Raw genomic sequence first — 19,368 nt, forward strand, 5'->3', positions numbered from 1 at the left:
ATGGCACACAGCCTCGTCGACGAATATGCGAAGCTCCATGCCCGCCACCGCTACGGCGCCACGGCGCGGCATGCGCTGGCGGACATGCTGCCGCACATCATGGCGCTGAAGCCCGCCTCGCTGATCGATTTCGGCTGCGGGCAGAGCAACCTCGCCTATCTCATCGCCGCCAAGGCGGGGATTGGCGAGATCCACCGCTATGACCCCGCCATTCCCGCCATATCCACCCTGCCCAACAAGCGGGTGGAACTGGCGGTCAATGTCGATGTGATGGAGCACATACCGGACGAGGAAATCGACGCGGTGCTGGCCTCCATCGCCGCGACCGCGACGCAGGCCCTGTTCGTCATCGACACCGGCCCGGCCAAGATGCTGCTTTCCGACGGGCGCAACGCCCATGTCTCGCAGCACGGTGCGGCGTGGTGGCTGGCGCGGCTGAAGCCGCATTTCCCCACCATCCGCGAAATGCCGATCCACCGCCGCGCCCGTATCGCCTTCAAGACCTGGGACGGCGAGGTGAGGGGGCTCACCGGCCTTGCCGTGCGGGCGCGCGAGCGGGTGATCTACCGCACGCAGAAGCTGACCCGCACCGCGCATCGCAAGCTGTTCGGCACCAAGCCGCGCGGGGGCGCCCGGTGAAGCTGCTGGTCCTGCGCGACAAGAAGCCGGGGCATTTCAACCAGGCGGAAGGTGTCGCGCTGGCCATCGAACGGCTGGCCCCGACGGAGGTGACGCGGCTCGACATCCGCCCGACATGGTTCGCCCATGATGATGTGCGCAAATTCATCATGCGCCGCTATGGCCGCGACGCCGGCAGATGGCTGCGCTCCATGTATGCCATCGAGGCGTCGACCCTGGAGAAGCCGGATGTCATCGTCGGTTCCGGCCGGCCGACCATCGCCGCCGGCATTCTGCTGAGCCGGTTCTTCGGCGGCGTGCCCTTCGTCTATTCCGGCGGCATCGGCGGCTACGACACGCGCGAGGTCAGCCTGATGATCGTCGCCTCGCCGCGCGCCGCCGGCAATCCGCGTTCGGCTTGGGCGCCGATCCCCTCCATCGTCGATCCCGCCGACTATCCCGCCCCGCGCCGGCTTTCGACGCTTGCCGACCTGAAGGGCGCCGACATCGCGCTGCTGGTCGGCGGCACCGCCTATCGCAAGGAATGGCCGGCGGGTGAGTGGGACGCGCTGCTGCGGCTGGTGCGCGACGTGGCGCGCGAATATGGCGTGCGCTGGCGGGTCACCACCTCGCGCCGCACGCCGGACGAGGTCGGGGCGCGCCTCGCGGCGCTGGCGGGGGAGGGCGTGCTCGCCGAGTTCATCGACTACCGCACCGCCGGGCCGGGCTCGGTGCGGGCGCTGTTCGGCGCCGATGCGGTGGCGGTCACGGAAGATTCGATGAGCATGCTGGTGGAAGGGCTCACGGCGCAGCGGCCGGTGATCGGCCTGCGCTCGGCCAAGGTGCATGACGGCTATGCCAGCGAGGCGATTTCCGCCTGGGCGGCCAAGAGCTGGGCCGCGCCGTCCTTCGCGCCGAGCCTCGCCATCCTGCCGCTCGGCACGGTGAATGCGGACCAGTTCGCCCGCACCCTGGTCACGCTGGAGCCGCCGACGCTGGATGTGCGCGGCGCGATCGCCGCTCTCATCGCTCCGGTGCTCGGGCTGGCTCAGAACCGCGACCACACGTCTTCATAGACGGCGTTGATCCGCCGCGCCTCGGTCTCGATCGAGTGGTTGTCGACGACATGGCGGCGGGAGGCTTCGGCCATCGCCGCGCGGGCGGTCTCGTCCCGCTGCACGAAGGCCGCCACCGCCTCGGCCATGGCCGGGACATCGCCGGGCGGGATGATGGCGCCGGTGTGGCCCTCGACCACCAGTTCCTCGAAGGCGCCGACGCGGGTGGCGACGACCGGCACGGCGCAGGCCATCGCCTCCAGCGGGGTGACGCCAAAACCCTCCCAGCGCTGGGGCGCGACATAGAGGTCGAGCGCCCGGTACCAGCGGGCAATGTCCGAGGTGGCGACCTCGCCGGGGAAGAGGATGCGGTCCGTGAGGCCGGCCTTTTCCACCTTGGCGCGCTGCTCGGCGAAGAAGGCGGTATGCGCCCCCGTCGCCCGCCCCAGCACCACGCCGCCCCAGCCGGGATGGTCGGGCAGCACGCGGATCAGCGCATCGACGAACACGTCGGTGCCCTTCTGCGCGCGGATGCGGCCGAAGCAGCCGATCATATTGAGGTTCTCGGGCAGGCCCACGGCGCGCCGCGCCGCTGGCTTGTCGGGCGCGGGGGCGAAACTGCCCATGTCGATGCCGTGGTGGATGACGGTCGAGGCGCGCTTGAGATAGTCGGCGGTCTTGGCGGAGGTCGATATCACCGCGTCCATGCGGGCGATGAGGAAGCGGCTCCAGCGCGTGTGCCGGCGCTGCGAGGCGGAGGTGAAGACCAGCGCCAGCCGCATCCGCAGCACATCGCGCAGCACCACGCCGCCGAGCATTTCGACATTGCGGCGGGCGTGCCAGATGCGGCAGGGCCGGCGCGCCGGCCGGCCCCAGAAGTGGCGGAACATGCCGAGGCCGATGCGCGGCACATGCGCCGCGAGGCCCGGACCGAAGGCGGCGATGCCGACCTCGCGCGCCTGGTAGGGCAGGACGCGCTCAAGGGTGGAGGTGACACCGGAGAGGCGGCGCTTGAAATTCGGCGCCACGACTTCGAGCCGGGCCGGTTCGATCGCCGCCTTCTCCGTCATGTCAGGCCTTGCCGCGATCAGGCGAAGCGGACGGCGGCGATCTCGTAGGAGCGGGCGCCCTTGGGCGTCACCACTTCCACCGACGAGCCGAGCTTCTTGCCGATCAGCGCACGGGCCATGGGCGAGGAAATGGAGATGCGGCCGGCCTTGGCATCGGCTTCCATGTCGCCGACGATCTGCCACACGCGCTCTTCCTCGGTGTCCTCGTCAATGAGCTTGACGGTGGCGCCGAACATCACGGTGTCGCCGGTGAGCTTGGCGACATCGATGATCTCGGCGCGCGACAGCTTGTCCTCGAGCTCGGCGATGCGGCCCTCATTGAGCGCCTGCTGCTCCTTGGCGGCGTGGTACTCCGCATTCTCGGACAGGTCGCCATGGGCGCGCGCTTCCGAGATCGCCTCGATGATGCGGGGACGATCCACCTGCTGGCGGCGCTTGAGTTCGTCTTCCAGTGCGGCATGGCCGCCGGCGGTCATCGGAATCTTGTCCATTGGTCTGTTCTTGACCTCCCAAAAGCAAAGGAAGCCCCCGCGGGTGTTCCATCGGGGCCATCTGCCTCAACGAAACGCCCGCGCGGGCTTGGTCCGGTCTTCCGTGAACCCGAGGCGCCGTGAGGCGCCGTCGGGCCCGGTCCGGGTTAGAAGTAGTCCTGCAGGGCGCGCACTTCCAGATCGCCGCCAATATAGGCCTTGATTCCGCGCGCCGCCGCGATCGCTCCCGATAGCGTGGTGTAGTACGGCACTTTATGCAAGAGGGCCGCGCGGCGCAGCGAACGCGAGTCCGCGAGCGCCTGCGCGCCCTCGGTCGTGTTGAAGACGAGCTGCACCTCGCCATTCTTGATGGAATCGACGATATGCGGCCGTCCTTCCAGCACCTTGTTGATCTTGGTGCTGGGCACGCCGTTTTCCGCCAGGAAGCGCTGGGTGCCCGAGGTGGCGATCACCTTGAAGCCGAGCGAGACAAGAAGCCGCGCCGTATCCAGAATGCGCGCCTTGTCGGCCTCGCGCACGGAGATGAACACCGTGCCCGAGGTCGGCACCTTGGTGCCGCCGCCGAGCTGGCTCTTGGCGAAGGCGACGGCGAAGGAGCGGTCGAGCCCCATCACCTCGCCGGTGGAGCGCATTTCCGGGCCGAGCACCGTGTCGACGCCGGGGAAGCGGGCGAAGGGGAACACCGCCTCCTTCACCGCCACATGGTCGCCGGCGAAGGGCGTGAGCCCGAAGGAGGCAAGCGCCTCGCCGGCCATGACGCGGGCCGCGATCTTGGCGATCGGCTGGCCCACCACCTTGGCGACGAAAGGCACGGTGCGCGAGGCGCGCGGGTTGACCTCCAGCACGAAGATCTTGCCGTCCTTGATGGCGTACTGAACGTTCATCAGGCCGCCGACTTCCAGCGCCAGCGCCATTTTGCGGGTCTGCGCCTCCAGCTCGGCGATCATCTCCGGGCTGAGCGAATAGGGCGGCAGCGAGCAGGCCGAGTCGCCGGAATGGATGCCGGCTTCCTCGATATGCTCCATGATGCCGCAGATGAAGGTGTCGCGGCCATCGGCCAGGCAGTCGACATCCACCTCAATGGCGTCGGAGAGGTAGCGGTCGAACAGCAGCGGGTTCTTGCCCAGCAGCGTGTTGATCTGCCCGGTCTTGTCGTTGGGGTAGCGCGCCTTGATGTCGTTCGGCACCAGCCCCGGCAGCGTCTCCAGGAGGTAGTCGCCGAGCTGGCTTTCCTCGTGGATGATCTGCATGGCGCGCCCGCCCAGCACATAGGAGGGGCGAACGACAAGGGGATAGCCGAGCTCGGCCGTCACCAGCCTGGCCTGCTCCACGGAATAGGCGATGCCGTTCGCAGGCTGGCGCAGCTTCAGCTTGTCCAGCAGGCTCTTGAAGCGGTCGCGGTCCTCGGCGAGGTCGATCGCGTCCGGCGAGGTGCCCAGAATCGGGATTTCCGCCTCTTCCAGCGCGCGGGCGAGCTTGAGCGGGGTCTGGCCGCCGAACTGCACGATGACGCCGTGCAGCGTGCCGGCGGAGCGCTCGCGCTCCAGGATCTCGATCACGTCTTCCGCGGTCAGCGGCTCGAAATAGAGCCGGTCGGAGGTGTCGTAGTCGGTCGACACGGTCTCCGGGTTGCAGTTGACCATGATGGTCTCATAGCCCGCATCCTTCAGCGCGAAGGCGGCGTGGCAGCAGCAATAGTCGAACTCGATGCCCTGACCGATGCGGTTCGGCCCGCCGCCGAGAATGGCGACCTTTTTGCCGTTCGAGGGCCGTGACTCATCGGCCGGGACGCCGGCGAAGGGCATCTCGTAGGACGAGTACATATAGGCGGTGGGGGCGGCGAACTCGGCGGCGCAGGTGTCGATGCGCTTATAGACCGGGCGCACATCGAGCGCGCGGCGGCGGGCGGCGACTTCCGCCTCGGTGAGGCGGGCGAGACCGGCGAGGCGCGAATCCGAGAAGCCCATGGCCTTCAGCCGGCGGAAGGCGCCTGCCGTCTTCGGCAGGCCGTGCGCCCGCACCTTGGCTTCCGTGTCGACGATCTCGCGGATCTGTTCGAGGAACCACGGGTCGATCTTGCAGCCGGCATGGATGGCGGCGTCGTCGAGGCCGAGGCGCATGGCCTGCGCCACCTTCAGCAGCCGGTCCGGGGTCGGGGTGCCGAGCGCGGCGCGCACCGCATTCTTGTCGTCGCCGAGGCCGAGGCCCTCGATCTCGATTTCGTCGAGGCCGGTGAGGCCGGTCTCCAGCGAGCGCAGCGCCTTCTGCAGCGATTCCTGGAAGGTGCGGCCGATCGCCATCGCCTCGCCCACCGACTTCATCGAGGTGGTCAGAGTCGGCTCGGCGCCGGGGAACTTCTCGAAGGCGAAGCGCGGGATCTTGGTGACGACATAGTCGATGGTCGGCTCGAACGAGGCCGGGGTGGCGCCGCCGGTGATGTCGTTGGCGATCTCGTCCAGCGTGTAGCCGACGGCAAGACGCGCCGCGACCTTGGCGATGGGGAAGCCCGTCGCCTTGGAGGCGAGCGCCGAGGAGCGCGAGACGCGCGGATTCATCTCGATGACGATCATCCGGCCCGTTTCCGGGTCGATGGCGAACTGCACGTTCGAGCCGCCGGTCTCGACGCCGATCTCGCGCAGCACGGCGAGCGAGGCGTCGCGCATGCGCTGATATTCCTTGTCGGTCAGCGTCAGCGCCGGGGCGACGGTGATGGAATCGCCGGTATGGACGCCCATCGGGTCGATATTCTCGATGGAGCAGACGATGATGCAGTTGTCCGCCTTGTCGCGGACGACCTCCATCTCATACTCCTTCCAGCCCAGCACGCTCTCTTCCACCAGCACTTCATTGGTGGGGGAGGCGTCGATGCCGCGCTCGATGATCTCGATATATTCCGACTTGTTGTAGGCGATGCCGCCGCCTAGCCCGCCCATGGTGAAGGAGGGGCGGATGATGGCCGGCAAGCCGACCTCTTCCAGCGCTTCCAGCGCCTGAGGCAGGGTCTTGATCTGGCGCGAGCGCGGCGTGTCGAGGCCGATCTTGGTCATCGCGTCGCGGAACAGCTCGCGATCCTCGGCCTTGTCGATGGCCTCGGCAGTGGCGCCGATCATCTCGACATCATATTCGTCGAGCACGCCCATCTTGCGCAGCGACAGCGCGCAGTTGAGCGCGGTCTGGCCGCCCATGGTGGGCAGCAGGGCGAAACCGCCGGGGATCGCGTGGCGTTCCTTGGCGATGATCTTGGCGACGATCTCCGGGGTGATCGGCTCGATATAGGTGGCGTCGGCCAGGTCCGGGTCCGTCATGATCGTCGCCGGATTGGAGTTGACCAGCACGACGCGATAGCCCTCGGCCTTCAGCGTCTTGCACGCCTGGGTGCCGGAATAATCGAACTCGCAGGCCTGCCCGATAACGATAGGGCCGGCGCCGATGATGAGGATGGTGGAGATATCTGTGCGTTTCGGCATCGGATCCCGTGCGGCTCGCGCATTGGTCCGGGCGCACGAAAAAGGACGCGTTGTGCGACGCGTCCTTGGGCGGACCCGGATTGAACTTTCTGGGCGAGGTCACGCCCCGCAATTGGGGGCTTCCCTTAAACCAGATTCCCTCGGGGGGGAAGAGTTGAGTCGGGAGGTAGCCCTGCGCGCCGCGCGCAGCGCTCATCCCTTCCACAGACGGGTGAGCGCGCCCTGGGCCCCCTCGGCCGGATCACTGACCGGCAGGGGCACCCGCGCGATGGCCTCGCGCGCGCGGCCGAGCGAAGCGGCGTCGGGCTTTTCGATCGCGTAATCCTGCCCGGGCGGGTAGGCGCCGACGATGACAAGATCGGGGCTGGCGGACATCCGTTTATGGCCGGTGCCGGCGGGCAGCACCAGCACATCGCCGGCTGCCAGTTCCAGTTCCGCCCCGCCGTCGCCACCAATGAGAAGACGCGCCGAGCCGCGGGCCAGCGCCAGCGCTTCATGCGCGGTAGAGTGGAAGTGATGGAAATCGAACACGCCGTCCCGCCAGCGGCAGTCCCAGCCATTTTCCGTGAGGCGCCGCTCGATGTCGTCGGCATTGGCAGGCAGGGCGGCGCGGTAGATCAGGACCGGAAGTGTCGGGTTGTTCGGCACGCCGCCGGACGGCGGGAACAGGCGGGCTTCGGGAACGGTCATGGCGATCTCCGGTCTGGCCAGATTCAACCGCCGCCCGGGCGACCCGGTTCCCCGCTCACGCCGCTTCCGCCAGCGCCTTCGCCGCCGCGAGATCGCCGACGAAGGCGGCATAGGCCGCGTTGCGGGCGCTCTCCTCCGGCAGCCGCAGCAGATAGGAGGGGTGGACGGTGAGATAGCCCGCATGCGCGCCCAATTGGCGTGGGCCGCGTTCGCGCGTCACCGCCAGTGCCTTGCCGGTCAGCGCCAGCGCCGCCGTGCCGCCGAGCGCGACGACGAGGCGAGGGCGGACGAAATCCAGCTCCTTTTCCAGCCACCAGCGATAATGTTTCACCTCGCTGGCGGTCGGCTTCTGGTGCAGGCGGCGCGTGCCGCGTGGCACGAATTTGAAGTGCTTGACCGCATTGGTGAGATAGACCGCCTCGCGGCTCAGCCCGGCCTCGGCCATAGCCTTCATCAGCAATTGCCCGGCCGGGCCGACAAAGGGGCGTCCCTCTTCATCCTCCTGGTCGCCCGGCTGCTCGCCCACCAAGGCGAGCCGCGGGTGGAGCGGCCCTTCGCCCAGCACGGCACGGGTGCCGCCGGCGACGAAGGCGGGCGAGGCGGCGATGAGGGCGTTCAATGCCTCAAGGCTGCTTGGTGCCTGCTGCGCCATCGCCGCCACCGCCTTTTGCGGGTCGCGCTTGCGCGGCGCGGCGGCCTCGCGGGCCAGCATCTCGGCGACGCGGGCGGGGGCCTGTTCGAGCAGCGCGGGGATGAGGCGGGCCTCGGGGAGATTCGGCCAGTATTTCCTAGGCATCTCGGTCCTCATCATCGACGGGTTGGCGCGAGCCGGGTTGAAGGCGCTGGCGTAATAGGCGAGCCAGCCTTCCTCGAAGCCGTCGCCTTCCGGCAAGGTGGGCCGGCTTGCGGGCGGGCCGAAGGCGAGAATGTGGTCCTTCCAGCCCACCGTCCCGTGCGGGGTGAGAATCACCCAGTCCATGGCGGGGAAGCGGGTGCGGAAAAACGGCGCGGCGGCTTCCAGGATGAAATGCTCCGGCTCGAACCAGGCGAGGTAGCGCTCGCGCCCGTTCACCGTGCCCAGCGCCTTGAAGCGCACGAAAGCGTGCATCTTGTGGATGTCACGGCGCACCGCCTTCGCCATGCGCCCGAGACGATGCACCAGCGGGTCGGCCGGATTGTCGGCCAGTTGCCGCTCGCCCCGCGTCACGCGCCAGATCAGCGTGTAGAGCAGGGCGAAGCGCGCGGGATCGCTGTGGCAGAGCACGAGATCGGCCAGCGCCGCGACCGCGCGCGGCAGCGCGAGGGCCGGCGCCTCGCCGGACGCGATCCCCGGCCCGGGGCTGCCGAACAGGTCGGCGTTGCCGCCCTCCATAGCCGGCTCGTCCGGGCCGGCCATCCGCCAGACCACGCGCGCCGGCGGCACCTCTGCCGCCACCAGCGCCCGCACGGCGGTGCGGAAACCCGCGCGGTCGGTGCCGTAGCGCAGCGCCACCTCGCGGATGTCGCCCGGCGTGCCGCGCGCCGCCGCCACGCTCACGCGAACAGCTCCAGCTGGCGTGCCGGCGGGGCGAGACGGGCGCGCAGATCGGCACGGTCGGTGAGTTTGAGTGGGTGATTGTCGGCGGTGATAAGGAAGGCGCGCGCCCGCTTCACCCCGGTGCTGAGGCGGGCGATGTCGTCGAGCGTCAGCCTTGTCTGGCGCCGGGCGCGCAGGATGCGCTCCACCGCGCGGGCGCCCAGGCCGGGAACGCGCAGCAGCGCCTCGCGGTCGGCGGCGTTCACATCGACCGGAAACTGCTCGCGGTGCTTCAGCCCCCAGGCGAGCTTGGGGTCGATGTCGAGATCGAGCATGCCGCCCGTGCCGCCAGCGGCGATCTCGTCGACGGAGAAGCCATAGAATCGCAGCAGCCAGTCCGCCTGGTAGAGCCGGTGCTCGCGGCGCAGTGGCGCGGCCTTCACCGGCAGCACGCGGCTCGCCTCGGGAATGGGACTGAAGGCGGAGTAGTAGACGCGCTTCAGACCATAGCCGCCATAGAGACCGGCGCTGGTCTCCAGCACCGCCGCATCGGTGGTGGAATCGGCGCCGACGATCATCTGCGTGCTCTGGCCGGCGGGGGCGAAGCGGCGCTTTTCCGCGCGCGCCTCGGTGATGCGCTCCTGCATCTGGCCCATCGTCGCCTTGATGCTTGGGGCGTCCTTTTCCGGCGCCAGCGCCTTCAGGCTGATATCGGAGGCGAGCTCGACATTTACCGAAAGCCGGTCCGCCCACAGCCCGGCCTGCTCCACCAGCCAGGGGCTGGCCTCGGGAATGGCCTTGAGATGGATATAGCCGGCGAAACCATGCTCCTGCCGCAGCCGCCGGGCGACGAGCATCATCTGCTCCATCGTGTAGTCGGGCGAGCGGATGATGCCGGAAGAGAGGAACAGTCCCTCGATGTAGTTGCGCTTGTAGAAGCCCAGCGTGATCGCCACCACTTCCTCGACGCTGAACCGCGCCCGCCGCACATTGGAGGAGCGCCGGTTGATGCAATAGGCGCAGTCGAACAGGCAGTAATTGGTCAGGAGGATTTTCAGCAGCGACACGCAGCGCCCGTCCGGCGTGTAGGAATGGCAGATGCCCATACCGGTGGTCGAGCCGATGCCGTCCTTCTCCGCCTTGCGGCCGCGCGCGCCGGAAGAGGCGCAGGAGGCATCATATTTGGCGGCGTCGGCGAGAATGCCGAGCTTGGTCCTCAGAGTGTCATCCACGTGGAATTCCTCCCACGTTCACTGTATGTTCTCGGTTTGATCGTATCAACCCGCCAAAAATACCGTCGCCTGTTCCGCCGTTGGTGAACAGCGGCGCATTCCTGATGCGGGCGAGGCCCATGCCCGCGCCATGACCCTCGCCGGCGCGGCGGCCGGCGAGGGTCGGCGCAGGCGGCGCGTCACGCCGCCTTGTTCTTGGCGATCAGCTCGACGAAGCGGTCGAACAGATAGTGGCTGTCCTGCGGGCCGGGGCTGGCTTCCGGGTGGTACTGCACCGAGAACACCGGCTTGTCGGTCAGCGCGATGCCGGCATTGGAGCCGTCGAACAGCGAGACATGGGTTTCGGTGGCGCTGGCCGGCAGGCTGTCGCGGTCGACCGCGAAGCCGTGATTCATCGAGGTGATTTCGACCTTGCCCGTGGTCATGTCCTTGACCGGGTGGTTGGCGCCATGATGCCCTTGGTGCATCTTCACCGTGCGCCCGCCGACGGCGAGGCCGATCATCTGGTGCCCGAGGCAGATGCCGAAGGTCGGCACGCCGCGATCGATGATCTCGCGGATGACCGGCACCGCATATTCCCCCGTCGCCGCCGGGTCGCCGGGGCCGTTGGAGAGGAACACGCCATCGGGCTGCAGCGCCAGGATCTCCTCCGCCGTGGCGGTGGCGGGCACCACCGTCACCTTGCAGCCGGCGCGGGCGAGCAGGCGCAGAATGTTGCGCTTGATGCCGTAATCGACGGCGACGACATGGTGCGCCGGGGCGGTCTGCTGGCCATAGCCCTGCGGCCAGCTCCAGGTGGTCTCGTCCCAGGTGAAGCGCTGGGCGGTGGTCACCATCGGCACCAGGTCCATGCCCTCCAGCCCCGGCCAGGCGGCGGCTTCCGCCTTCAGCGCGGCGAGGTCGAACTGGCCGTTCGGCGCATGGGCGATCACCGCGTTCGGCATGCCGCCGTCGCGGATCAGCGCGGTCAGCGCCCGGGTGTCGATGCCGGAGATGGCGATGATGCCGCGCGCCTTCAGCCAGGCGTCGAAATGCCGGGTGGCGCGGTAGTTCGACGGATCGGTGATGGCGGAATGCAGCACCACGCCGCGCACACCGGAGGCGCCGGCCATGGAGACGGTTTCCACGTCTTCCTCATTGGTGCCGACATTGCCGATATGGGGGAAGGTGAAGGTGATGATCTGCCCGGCATAGGACGGATCGGTCAGCACTTCCTGATAGCCGGTCATGGCGGTGTTGAAGCAAACTTCGCCCACCGCGTGCCCCGTGGCGCCGAGGCCGAAGCCTTCGAGGACCGTGCCATCGGCCAGGACGAGGACGGCGGTCGCGACCGGTTCGGCCCACACGTCATCGCCGGAGTGCTGTTCAGCGCTACCGTTCATTGATCTTGTTCCCTGTCATCGTGTGCCCTAATTAGTCCGTTGCCGCGCCGGATGCCAGTCTCCAGGCTGCGTATCTGGCCCACGAATTGCGGATGGCTGCGCCCGGTTCCGGCGCGCGGCGCCCGTCGCGGAGGGGCGGCAACCGCCGGAGGGGGCTGAAACCCCGCGGGTGAAACATCCATTGGCGCGTGCGGCATGCGGTCCCGAATCGGGCGCAGATGCCGACTCGCGGATTTCAGGAAGGCTGGCCGACGTGCTGCGCGACGACATCAACACCTCGCTGAAAGAGGCCATGAAGGCCCAGGACAAGCGCCGCCTCGGCACGCTGCGCCTCGTCAATGCCGCGATCAAGGACCGCGACATCGAGGCGCGCGGCCATGGCAAGGACCCGCTCTCCGATGAGGAAGTGCTCGGGCTGCTGACCAAGATGATCAAGCAGCGCGAGGAATCGGCGAAGGTCTATGAGGAGGCCGGGCGCGTCGACCTCGCCACGCAGGAGCGTGAGGAGACCGTGATCATCCAGTCCTTCCTGCCGGTGCAGATGACCGAGGCCGAGGCGCAGGCCGCCATCGCCGCCGTCATCGCCGAGATCGGCGCCCATGGCCTCAAGGATATGGGCCGCACCATGGCGGCGCTGAAGGAGCGCCACACCGGGGTGATGGATTTCGGCAAGGCGAGCAGCACGGTGAAGGCGCTGCTCACCGCCTGAGCCGGCCTCCCGGCCGGCTTCCCCTCGCGCGCGTTGGTGCCATGTCTTCAGCCTCCCCTTCGCCCGTGCCGGCCACGCTGACCCTTGCGGGATGCGGGCGCGGGGCACGGGCGATCGTCGCCGTGCTGCCGCCGGTCTTCGTGTTCGGCATCGCCTTCGGCATTGCCGCGCGCGGCGTCGGGCTGGAAGGCTGGATCGCTGCGCTGATGAGCATGGCCGTCTTTGCCGGGGCGGCGCAGTTCGCCGTGCTGGACCTGTGGACCAGCCCGGTGCCGTGGCTGCCGCTGCTGGTGGCGACCTTTGCCATCAATGCCCGCCACATCCTGCTCGGCGCCTCGCTGCGGGCGCTGTGCCGGGGGCTTTCGCCGTGGAAGGTCTATGGCGCGATGACGCTGCTCAGCGATCTCAACTGGGCGGCGCTGATCGCCGCCGAGCGCAAGGGCGAGCGGGACCTCGGCTATCTCGTCGGCGGCGGCCTGCTGATGTGGGTGACCTGGGTGGCGGCGACCATTATCGGCGCCGTCGCCGGCGGGCTCACCCTGGACGATGTGAAGACCTACGCGCTCGATCTGGTGCTGGTGGCGTTCTTCGCCACCACGCTGGTGGGGCTGCGGCGGGGCCGGGTGGACGATCTGCCCTGGCTGGTGGCGGGCGCCGCCGCCATGGGCGCAGTGTGGTTCCTGCCGCCGAACTGGCATGTGATGGTGGGCGGGCTGGCAGGCGGGCTCGCCGGCCTCATCCGCGACGAGCTGAGGCGGTCATGAGCACCTCGCAGGCGCTGCTCGTCGTCTTCGCCATGGCGCTCGTCACCTATGCGACGCGGGCGGGCGGCATCTTCCTCGTCGGCTTCGTGCCGATGTCGGCCCGCACCGAGAATTTCCTGCGCTATCTCGCCGGCGCGGTGCTGGTGGCGCTGGTGGTGCCGGCGACGGTGCGCGGCGGGCCGGAGGGCTATGTCGCGGTCGGCGTCGCCATCCTCGCCCGGCTGGTTTTGCGCCAGGCGCTGCCGGCGATCGCGCTCGGCATCCTCGCGGCGGCGCTGTGGCGCGCCTATATGGGAGCGAGCTGAGGCTGGGGACAGCGGGGACGGCGCCGCCCATGGGCACGGTTCTTGCCGCAGTGCCCGCTGCTCCTGCTAGGCTTTCCGGCCGCCCTAACGGTTGAGTTCACGCCTCCATGCGCTACCCGCCCTCGTTCCTCGACGAGATACGAGCCCGCCTCCCGGTGTCGGAGGTGGTGGGCAAGCGCGTGCAGCTGAAGAAGCAGGGGCGGGAATGGCGCGGCCTGTCGCCGTTCAACCCCGAGAAGACGCCCTCCTTCTATGTCAACGACCAGAAGGGCTTCTATCACTGCTTCTCCTCCGGCAAGCATGGCGACCATTTCGACTTCCTGATGGAGGTCGAGGGCCTGCCCTTTCCGGAGGCGGTGGAGCGGCTCGCCTCCATGGCCGGCGTGCCGATGCCGGTGCAGTCGCGCGAGGAGGAAAAGCGCGAGAGCCGGCGCAAGACGCTGCATGAGGTGATGGAACTCGCCGCGCAGTATTTTGAGGCGACGCTGCAGGGCCGCACCGGCGCCAAGGGGCGCGGCTATCTCGCCGATCGCGGTCTCGGCCCGGCGGTGCAGAAGCGCTTCCGCATTGGCTACGCCCCGCCGGACCGCTTCGCGCTGAAAGAGGCGCTGGGCGGGCGCGGCGTTCCCGTGGAAGATATGGTCGAGGCCGGGCTGCTGATTTCGGCCGAGGACATCGCCATTCCCTATGACCGCTTCCGCGACCGGGTGATGTTCCCCATCACCGATCTGCGCGGGCGCGTCGTCGCTTTTGGCGGGCGGGCGCTGGAAAAGGACGTGCCGGCGAAGTACCTCAACTCGCCGGAAACCCCGCTCTTCCACAAGGGGGCGCTGCTCTACAACGCCTTCAACGCGCGCACGGCGGCGCATAACGGCGCTGCAGTCATTGCGGCGGAAGGCTATGTCGACGTGATCGCCCTGGTCGAGGCCGGCTTTGCCGGGGCGGTGGCCCCCCTCGGCACGGCGCTGACCGAGGAGCAGCTGGCGCTGTTGTGGAAGATGGCGCCCGAGCCGGTGCTGCTATTCGACGGCGACAAGGCCGGGCGGCGCGCCGCCTTCCGGGCGATGGACCTCGCTTTGCCGCACCTCAAGCCCGGCATGAGCCTCTCCTTCGGCCTGCTGCCCGAGGGGCAGGACCCGGACGATCTGGTGCGTGCTGGCGGGCGCGAGGCGGTGGACGCAGTGCTGGCGCAGGCCCGCCCGCTCGCGGACGTGCTGTGGGCGCGCGAGATCGAGGGTGTGAGCGTCGACACGCCGGAGCGCCGGGCGGCGCTGGAGGCGCGGATCGGCGACATCGTGAAAGTGATCGGCGACGAAACCGTGCGCAAGCATTACCGCGCCGAGCTGATGGAGCGCTTCCGCCGGCTGTTCGCCCCGTCCTCGGGGGGCGGGGAGGGCGGGCGGCGCTCGGCCAATGACTATTCCGGCTATTCCGGGCGTGCGGGAGCCAAGGGCGCGCGCCGGCCGGGCAACGGTCGCGGCGGGGCGGGCAGACCGGCGGGCGAAGCCATGCGCCGCTCGGCGCTGGTGCGCGGGGCCGCGGCGGAAATGCCGCGCAACGAGGCGCTGCTGCTGTTCGCACTCATCAACCATTCCTGGCTGATCGACCAATATGCGGAGGAGCTTGCCGGGCTTTCGCTGCAGAACAAGGAGGCGGCGGAACTGCGCCGTGCCTTGCTCGACGCGCATATGGACGGCGATACCGAAGCGCCCGAACGGCTCACCGCGCGGCTCGAAGCGCAGGGGCTGGCGCCGCTGGTCGAACGGCTGGGGCGCATGGCGGTGGCCCGGCACGACTGGCCGGCCTTTTCCGATGCCGGCCGCAGCGATGTGGAGTTGTGGTGGCATCAGCGGCTGGTCTTGCACCGGCGCGGCCATGCCCTATCTAAGGAACTGAAAGAAGCCGAGAAACGCCTGGCGGAAGAGCCCACGGAGATGAATTGGGCGCGCTTTCTCGACGTACAAAGTCAGCTCGCGGCACTTGACGGAACCGAAGCTTTGGTAGAGGGGTTCGGCGCCGCGTCGGGTCGACCGGGGCGGTCGATGTAAGGTCCCTTCGGGCTGCTCGCCCGCGCGTCTTTCGGGCGCGTGGTGCGCGTAGCCCTGTTTGCGTCTCTCGCCTGCCACTGCGCGGGGCGCCGGGTTGAACGATCGAAGGGCGGTGCCGCAAGGACGCCGTCGCACGCCGGGACGCAGGTCTGCGGCGCTTGAGGAGCACAAACGCATGGCGAAGCAGGCAGCGGAAGCGACGGAAGCCCCCGAGAAGGACGGCGACACCCCGGACAGCCCGTTGCTGGACCTTTCGGACGCTGGCGTCCGGAAGATGATCAAGCTCGCCAAGAAGCGCGGTTACGTGACTTATGACGAGCTGAACGAGGTTCTCCCCTCCGAGCAGAACACCTCCGACCAGATCGAAGACATTTACGCGATGCTCAACGAGATGGGCATCAATGTCGTCGAGGCGGAAGAGGCGGAAGCCGAGGCCGAGGGTGAGGAAGCCCCGGCCGAGGCAGCCGAGGAAGAGGAAGAGAGCGGCGGCGAGCTGGCCGAGACCGGCTCGCGCACCGTCATCCGCTCCGAGACCAAGTCCGAGCCGGGCGAGCGCACCGACGACCCCGTGCGGATGTATCTGCGCGAGATGGGCTCGGTGGAACTGCTGTCGCGCGAGGGCGAAATCGCCATCGCCAAGCGCATCGAGGCCGGCCGCGAGGCGATGATCGCCGGCCTGTGCGAAAGCCCGCTGACCTTCCAGGCCATCATCATCTGGCGCGACGAACTCGTCGAAGGCAAGGTGCTGCTGCGCGACATCATCGACCTTGAGGCCACCTATGCCGGCCCCGAGGCGAAGAACGGCCCCATCGTCGAGGGCGGCTCGCTCGCCCCCGAGGCGGAGGAGGAGCGCGAGCCGACCATCGGCGAGACCATCGCCGGCGATGACGATGACGACATGGAGAACTCCCTGTCGCTGGCGGCGATGGAAGCCGAGATCAAGCCGAAGGTGCTGGAAACCTTCGACCGCATCGCCGACGCCTATAAGAAGCTGCGCCGTCTTCAGGACCAGAACGTCGAGTCCAAGCTGAAGAACGAGAGCCTCTCGCCCTCGCAGGACCGCAAATACAAGAGCCTGAAGGACGCGCTGATCCTCGACGTGAAGTCGCTGTCGCTGAACCAGGCGCGCATCGACAACCTCGTCGAGCAGCTCTACGACATCAACAAGCGCCTCGTCTCGCTGGAAGGCCGGCTGATGCGGCTCGCCGAGAGCTTCGGCGTCTCGCGCGAGGACTTCCTGCGCCAGTATCAGGGTTCCGAGCTCGACCCGAAATGGGTCGCCCGGGTGAAGAACCTCACCTCGCGCGGCTGGAAGGGTTTTGTCGGGCAGGAACTCGACGGCATCAAGGATCTGCGCTCGGAAATCCACGCCCTCGCCACCGAGACCGGGCTGGAAATCCAGGAATTCCGCAAGATCGTGCAGATGGTGCAGAAGGGCGAGAAGGAAGCCCGGCAGGCGAAGAAGGAAATGGTGGAGGCGAATCTGCGCCTCGTCATCTCCATCGCCAAGAAGTACACGAACCGCGGCCTGCAGTTCCTCGACCTCATTCAGGAAGGCAATATCGGCCTGATGAAGGCGGTCGACAAGTTCGAGTACCGGCGCGGCTACAAGTTCTCGACCTACGCCACCTGGTGGATCCGGCAGGCGATCACCCGCTCGATCGCCGACCAGGCCCGCACCATCCGCATCCCGGTGCACATGATCGAGACGATCAACAAGATCGTCCGCACCTCGCGCCAGATGCTGCACGAGATCGGCCGCGAGCCGACCCCGGAGGAACTGGCGGAAAAGCTCGGCATGCCGCTGGAGAAGGTGCGCAAGGTGCTGAAGATCGCCAAGGAGCCGATCTCGCTGGAGACGCCCATCGGCGACGAAGAGGACAGCCATCTCGGCGACTTCATCGAGGACAAGAACGCCATCCTGCCGATCGACGCGGCAATCCAGAGCAATCTGCGCGAGACGACCACGCGCGTGCTGGCCTCGCTCACCCCGCGCGAGGAACGCGTGCTGCGCATGCGCTTCGGCATCGGCATGAATACCGACCACACGCTGGAAGAGGTCGGCCAGCAGTTCTCGGTGACGCGCGAGCGTATCCGCCAGATCGAGGCAAAGGCGCTGCGCAAGCTCAAGCACCCCTCGCGCTCGCGCAAGCTGCGCAGCTTCCTCGACAATTGAGGCGCGGGCCTTCCAGGGCTGCAGCGTTCGGAATGCGAAAAGGCGGCCCCTCGGCCGCCTTTTCTTTTGGTTCACCGCCCGGGTGGTTCAACCACGAGGCCGACGATGCGCCGGACAAGCGGTAGCACGAGCAGCAGGGTGGGGAACGCCACCACCCAGGAGAGCGCCCAGGCCGTCGGCCACATCGCGACAAAGGCGGGGCTCGGGCCGAGACTGCGCAGCGTGGCGATGGCCGAGACCACGAAGGTCATCAGCACGGAGAGCACCAGCGGCATGATGAGGCCGGCATAGCGGGCCGGCAGCTTGCGGAAGAGGGGAGAGGCCATGCGGGCCATCCTTCTGGATGGTCGCGGCGGGTCCGGAGCACACGCATCCGGCCGGCCGTGACCGGTTGGACGCGTTGCCTGACGTCGGACGCTTACGGCCGGCACGGGACCGGCGCGCTTCTCTTAACCCCAAGACGGCAGTTGCGCCAGCCCGCCTGCCACCTCCGATCGGCTCCGTAGTCGATTATACAACCTTGACAAGAACAAAGGTATTAAAGCACTCTCAGATTGTGCTGTGGGGGCTGCCATGAATCCCTTGATTGTGCTTGCCGGATCGCTTCTGCCGGACATCCTCAAACTCGCACTCGGATCGAAAGCGGCCCCGGTGGCCGAGGCGGTCGCCAAGGCGTTCGAAAAAGTGACGGGGACCGAAGACCCGGTTGAGGCCGAAGCCAAGATCGAGGCCAATCCCAAGCTTGCTAACAACTTGCGGGTGGAACTGGCGCGGATCGCGGCGGAGGCCGAAGAAAAGCAGCGTCAGGCCGATCTCGAGGCCCAGCGGCTTGCCATTGAGCAAGCGAGCCGCGCTGCGGCGCAGGAACTGGCGCACCGCGAGCGCGACGACAAGGACCGCGAGAGTGCGCGCGGCATGTTCGTGGCGCTGGCCAGCGCGCGCAACCCGCTCGCCTGGGCCCCGATCGTCATCTCGATCATCATCGTCATCGGCTTCTTCTGGGTGCTTTGGTACCTGATCAGTCCGATACCGCAGGGAGCCAACTCACCCTTCACGCGTGATAGCCCGCTGCTGCAGATCATCAACATCGTCATTGGCGGTCTCGTTTCGGCCTTCGCGACGGTGGTGAGCTATTATCTCGGTTCCTCGGCATCCTCGCGCGCCAAGGATACGGCGTCGTTCGAGATTCAGGAGCGGCTCGCTTCACAGACCGGCGAGGTCATCCGCGCGCAGCGGGCGGGCGGTGGCGCCGCAGGGCCGGCGGCTCCGGGCAAGCCGCCGGCGGGGCCATTAAAGGCAGCGAAGTTCCAGCGCTGCGCCGACATCGTGCTCACCGCGGAAGGGGGCTTTGTCGATCATCCCCGGGACCCCGGCGGGGCGACCAATTTCGGCATCACCATCGGCACGCTGCGCGACTGGCGCGGCGAGGAGGTGACCGCCGAGGATGTGCTCAACCTCACCAAGGAAGAGGCGCGCGAAATCTACCGGGTACGCTATTGGAACCCGCTGAACTGCGACGCGCTACCGCCCGGCATCGATCTCGTCGTGTATGATTTCGGGGTCAATGCCGGCCCGGTGCGCGCGGCGAAGATGCTGCAGAAACTGGTCGGCGCGAAGGAGGACGGCGCCATTGGTGCGGTCACCCTCGCGGCGGTCGGCACGCGCGACATTGCCGACCTCATCCGCGCCTTCTCCGCGCGGCGGCTCGACTATTACCGCGCGCTCGACACCTGGGAGACCTTCGGCAAGGGCTGGACCAACCGGACGCTGACCGTGGAGAAGGAAGCCCTGCAGCTCGCCGCTGAGGCGTTCAAGACGGCGGCGTGAGCCGAACAGCCCGCGCCG

General features: G+C 68.1%; 16 protein-coding genes. 8 read left to right on the forward strand and 8 right to left on the reverse strand.

Annotated features, from left to right (window positions below; genetic code table 11):
- Both J2S75_RS11185 and J2S75_RS11190 read left to right on the forward strand, forming a co-directional pair.
- On the forward strand, positions 1 to 639 hold the full coding sequence (locus tag J2S75_RS11185; protein ID WP_307019930.1) for a methyltransferase domain-containing protein: 639 nt from the start codon (positions 1 to 3) through the stop codon (positions 637 to 639).
- The gene (locus tag J2S75_RS11190; RefSeq protein ID WP_307019931.1) at positions 636 to 1,694 is read left to right on the forward strand and encodes an ELM1/GtrOC1 family putative glycosyltransferase; all 1,059 of its coding nucleotides are present in this window, start codon (positions 636 to 638) and stop codon (positions 1,692 to 1,694) included. The genes J2S75_RS11185 and J2S75_RS11190 overlap by 4 nt, the downstream gene beginning before the upstream one ends.
- Here J2S75_RS11190 and J2S75_RS11195 read toward each other — a convergent pair.
- From J2S75_RS11195 to carA, 7 genes are all read right to left on the reverse strand, one after another.
- Positions 1,667 to 2,743: a glycosyltransferase family 4 protein gene (locus tag J2S75_RS11195; protein ID WP_307019932.1), complete on the reverse strand. Its 1,077-nt coding sequence runs from the start codon at positions 2,741 to 2,743 to the stop codon at positions 1,667 to 1,669. The genes J2S75_RS11190 and J2S75_RS11195 overlap by 28 nt on opposite strands.
- A 17-nt stretch (positions 2,744 to 2,760) precedes the next feature.
- A complete protein-coding gene (greA, locus tag J2S75_RS11200) occupies positions 2,761 to 3,234 on the reverse strand; it encodes a transcription elongation factor GreA (protein WP_244375831.1) in 474 nt (157 codons plus the stop codon).
- 146 nt (positions 3,235 to 3,380) lie between these two features.
- Positions 3,381 to 6,701, reverse strand: a complete 3,321-nt coding sequence (gene carB, locus J2S75_RS11205; protein WP_307019933.1) for a carbamoyl-phosphate synthase large subunit — start codon at positions 6,699 to 6,701, stop codon at positions 3,381 to 3,383.
- A 192-nt stretch (positions 6,702 to 6,893) separates the two neighbouring features.
- Complete coding sequence (locus J2S75_RS11210) at positions 6,894 to 7,391, reverse strand: cupin (protein ID WP_307019935.1); 498 nt, start codon at positions 7,389 to 7,391, stop codon at positions 6,894 to 6,896.
- Positions 7,392 to 7,446: 55 nt separating this feature from the next.
- Positions 7,447 to 8,928 carry a UdgX family uracil-DNA binding protein gene (locus tag J2S75_RS11215; protein WP_307019936.1) on the reverse strand — a complete coding sequence of 494 codons (1,482 nt, stop codon included), beginning with the start codon at positions 8,926 to 8,928 and terminating at the stop codon, positions 7,447 to 7,449.
- Positions 8,925 to 10,139 (reverse strand): putative DNA modification/repair radical SAM protein, encoded by a 1,215-nt coding sequence (locus J2S75_RS11220; RefSeq protein WP_307019937.1) that lies wholly within the window; start codon positions 10,137 to 10,139, stop codon positions 8,925 to 8,927. The genes J2S75_RS11215 and J2S75_RS11220 overlap by 4 nt, the downstream gene beginning before the upstream one ends.
- A gap of 179 nt (positions 10,140 to 10,318) precedes the next feature.
- On the reverse strand, positions 10,319 to 11,521 hold the full coding sequence (gene carA / locus J2S75_RS11225) for a glutamine-hydrolyzing carbamoyl-phosphate synthase small subunit (RefSeq protein ID WP_307019938.1): 1,203 nt from the start codon (positions 11,519 to 11,521) through the stop codon (positions 10,319 to 10,321).
- Between the two features lie 253 nt (positions 11,522 to 11,774).
- Here carA and J2S75_RS11230 point away from each other — a divergent pair, with 253 nt between their 5' ends.
- The 5 genes from J2S75_RS11230 (at position 11,775) to rpoD (ending at position 17,523) form a co-directional block, all read left to right on the forward strand.
- Positions 11,775 to 12,230 carry a GatB/YqeY domain-containing protein gene (locus J2S75_RS11230; RefSeq protein WP_307019940.1) on the forward strand — a complete coding sequence of 152 codons (456 nt, stop codon included), beginning with the start codon at positions 11,775 to 11,777 and terminating at the stop codon, positions 12,228 to 12,230.
- Positions 12,231 to 12,271: 41 nt separating this feature from the next.
- Positions 12,272 to 12,994, forward strand: coding sequence for an AzlC family ABC transporter permease (locus J2S75_RS11235; RefSeq protein WP_307019941.1), 723 nt, complete (start codon positions 12,272 to 12,274; stop codon positions 12,992 to 12,994).
- Positions 12,991 to 13,299 carry an AzlD family protein gene (locus J2S75_RS11240; protein WP_307019942.1) on the forward strand — a complete coding sequence of 103 codons (309 nt, stop codon included), beginning with the start codon at positions 12,991 to 12,993 and terminating at the stop codon, positions 13,297 to 13,299. Before J2S75_RS11235 ends, J2S75_RS11240 begins: the two co-directional genes overlap by 4 nt.
- 107 nt (positions 13,300 to 13,406) lie before the next feature.
- The gene (gene dnaG / locus J2S75_RS11245) at positions 13,407 to 15,347 is read left to right on the forward strand and encodes a DNA primase (protein ID WP_307019943.1); all 1,941 of its coding nucleotides are present in this window, start codon (positions 13,407 to 13,409) and stop codon (positions 15,345 to 15,347) included.
- Positions 15,348 to 15,522: 175 nt separating this feature from the next.
- Positions 15,523 to 17,523, forward strand: coding sequence for an RNA polymerase sigma factor RpoD (gene rpoD / locus J2S75_RS11250; RefSeq protein WP_244375850.1), 2,001 nt, complete (start codon positions 15,523 to 15,525; stop codon positions 17,521 to 17,523).
- A gap of 71 nt (positions 17,524 to 17,594) precedes the next feature.
- On the opposite strand, the gene J2S75_RS11255 is transcribed toward rpoD, so the two are convergent.
- A complete protein-coding gene (locus J2S75_RS11255) occupies positions 17,595 to 17,858 on the reverse strand; it encodes a DUF2798 domain-containing protein (protein WP_370874120.1) in 264 nt (87 codons plus the stop codon).
- Between the two features lie 238 nt (positions 17,859 to 18,096).
- Here J2S75_RS11255 and J2S75_RS11260 point away from each other — a divergent pair, with 238 nt between their 5' ends.
- The gene (locus J2S75_RS11260) at positions 18,097 to 19,350 is read left to right on the forward strand and encodes a glycosyl hydrolase 108 family protein (RefSeq protein WP_307019945.1); all 1,254 of its coding nucleotides are present in this window, start codon (positions 18,097 to 18,099) and stop codon (positions 19,348 to 19,350) included.
- The last annotated feature ends 18 nt before the right edge of the window (positions 19,351 to 19,368 follow it).

The organism is Ancylobacter polymorphus, from assembly GCF_030813495.1.
Classification (GTDB): domain Bacteria; phylum Pseudomonadota; class Alphaproteobacteria; order Rhizobiales; family Xanthobacteraceae; genus Ancylobacter; species Ancylobacter polymorphus.

Bases quoted from the DNA above. Each gene is read 5' to 3' on its own strand.
- J2S75_RS11185 (WP_307019930.1), top strand. From the start codon at position 1: ATGGCACACAGCCTCGTCGACGAATATGCGAAGCTCCATGCCCGCCAC.
- J2S75_RS11195 (WP_307019932.1), bottom strand. From the start codon at position 2,743: ATGACGGAGAAGGCGGCGATCGAACCGGCCCGGCTCGAAGTCGTGGCG.
- greA (WP_244375831.1), bottom strand. From the start codon at position 3,234: ATGGACAAGATTCCGATGACCGCCGGCGGCCATGCCGCACTGGAAGAC.
- carB (WP_307019933.1), bottom strand. From the start codon at position 6,701: ATGCCGAAACGCACAGATATCTCCACCATCCTCATCATCGGCGCCGGC.
- J2S75_RS11210 (WP_307019935.1), bottom strand. From the start codon at position 7,391: ATGACCGTTCCCGAAGCCCGCCTGTTCCCGCCGTCCGGCGGCGTGCCG.
- carA (WP_307019938.1), bottom strand. From the start codon at position 11,521: ATGAACGGTAGCGCTGAACAGCACTCCGGCGATGACGTGTGGGCCGAA.
- J2S75_RS11235 (WP_307019941.1), top strand. From the start codon at position 12,272: ATGTCTTCAGCCTCCCCTTCGCCCGTGCCGGCCACGCTGACCCTTGCG.
- J2S75_RS11240 (WP_307019942.1), top strand. From the start codon at position 12,991: ATGAGCACCTCGCAGGCGCTGCTCGTCGTCTTCGCCATGGCGCTCGTC.
- dnaG (WP_307019943.1), top strand. From the start codon at position 13,407: ATGCGCTACCCGCCCTCGTTCCTCGACGAGATACGAGCCCGCCTCCCG.
- rpoD (WP_244375850.1), top strand. From the start codon at position 15,523: ATGGCGAAGCAGGCAGCGGAAGCGACGGAAGCCCCCGAGAAGGACGGC.
- J2S75_RS11255 (WP_370874120.1), bottom strand. From the start codon at position 17,858: ATGGCCCGCATGGCCTCTCCCCTCTTCCGCAAGCTGCCGGCCCGCTAT.
- J2S75_RS11260 (WP_307019945.1), top strand. From the start codon at position 18,097: ATGAATCCCTTGATTGTGCTTGCCGGATCGCTTCTGCCGGACATCCTC.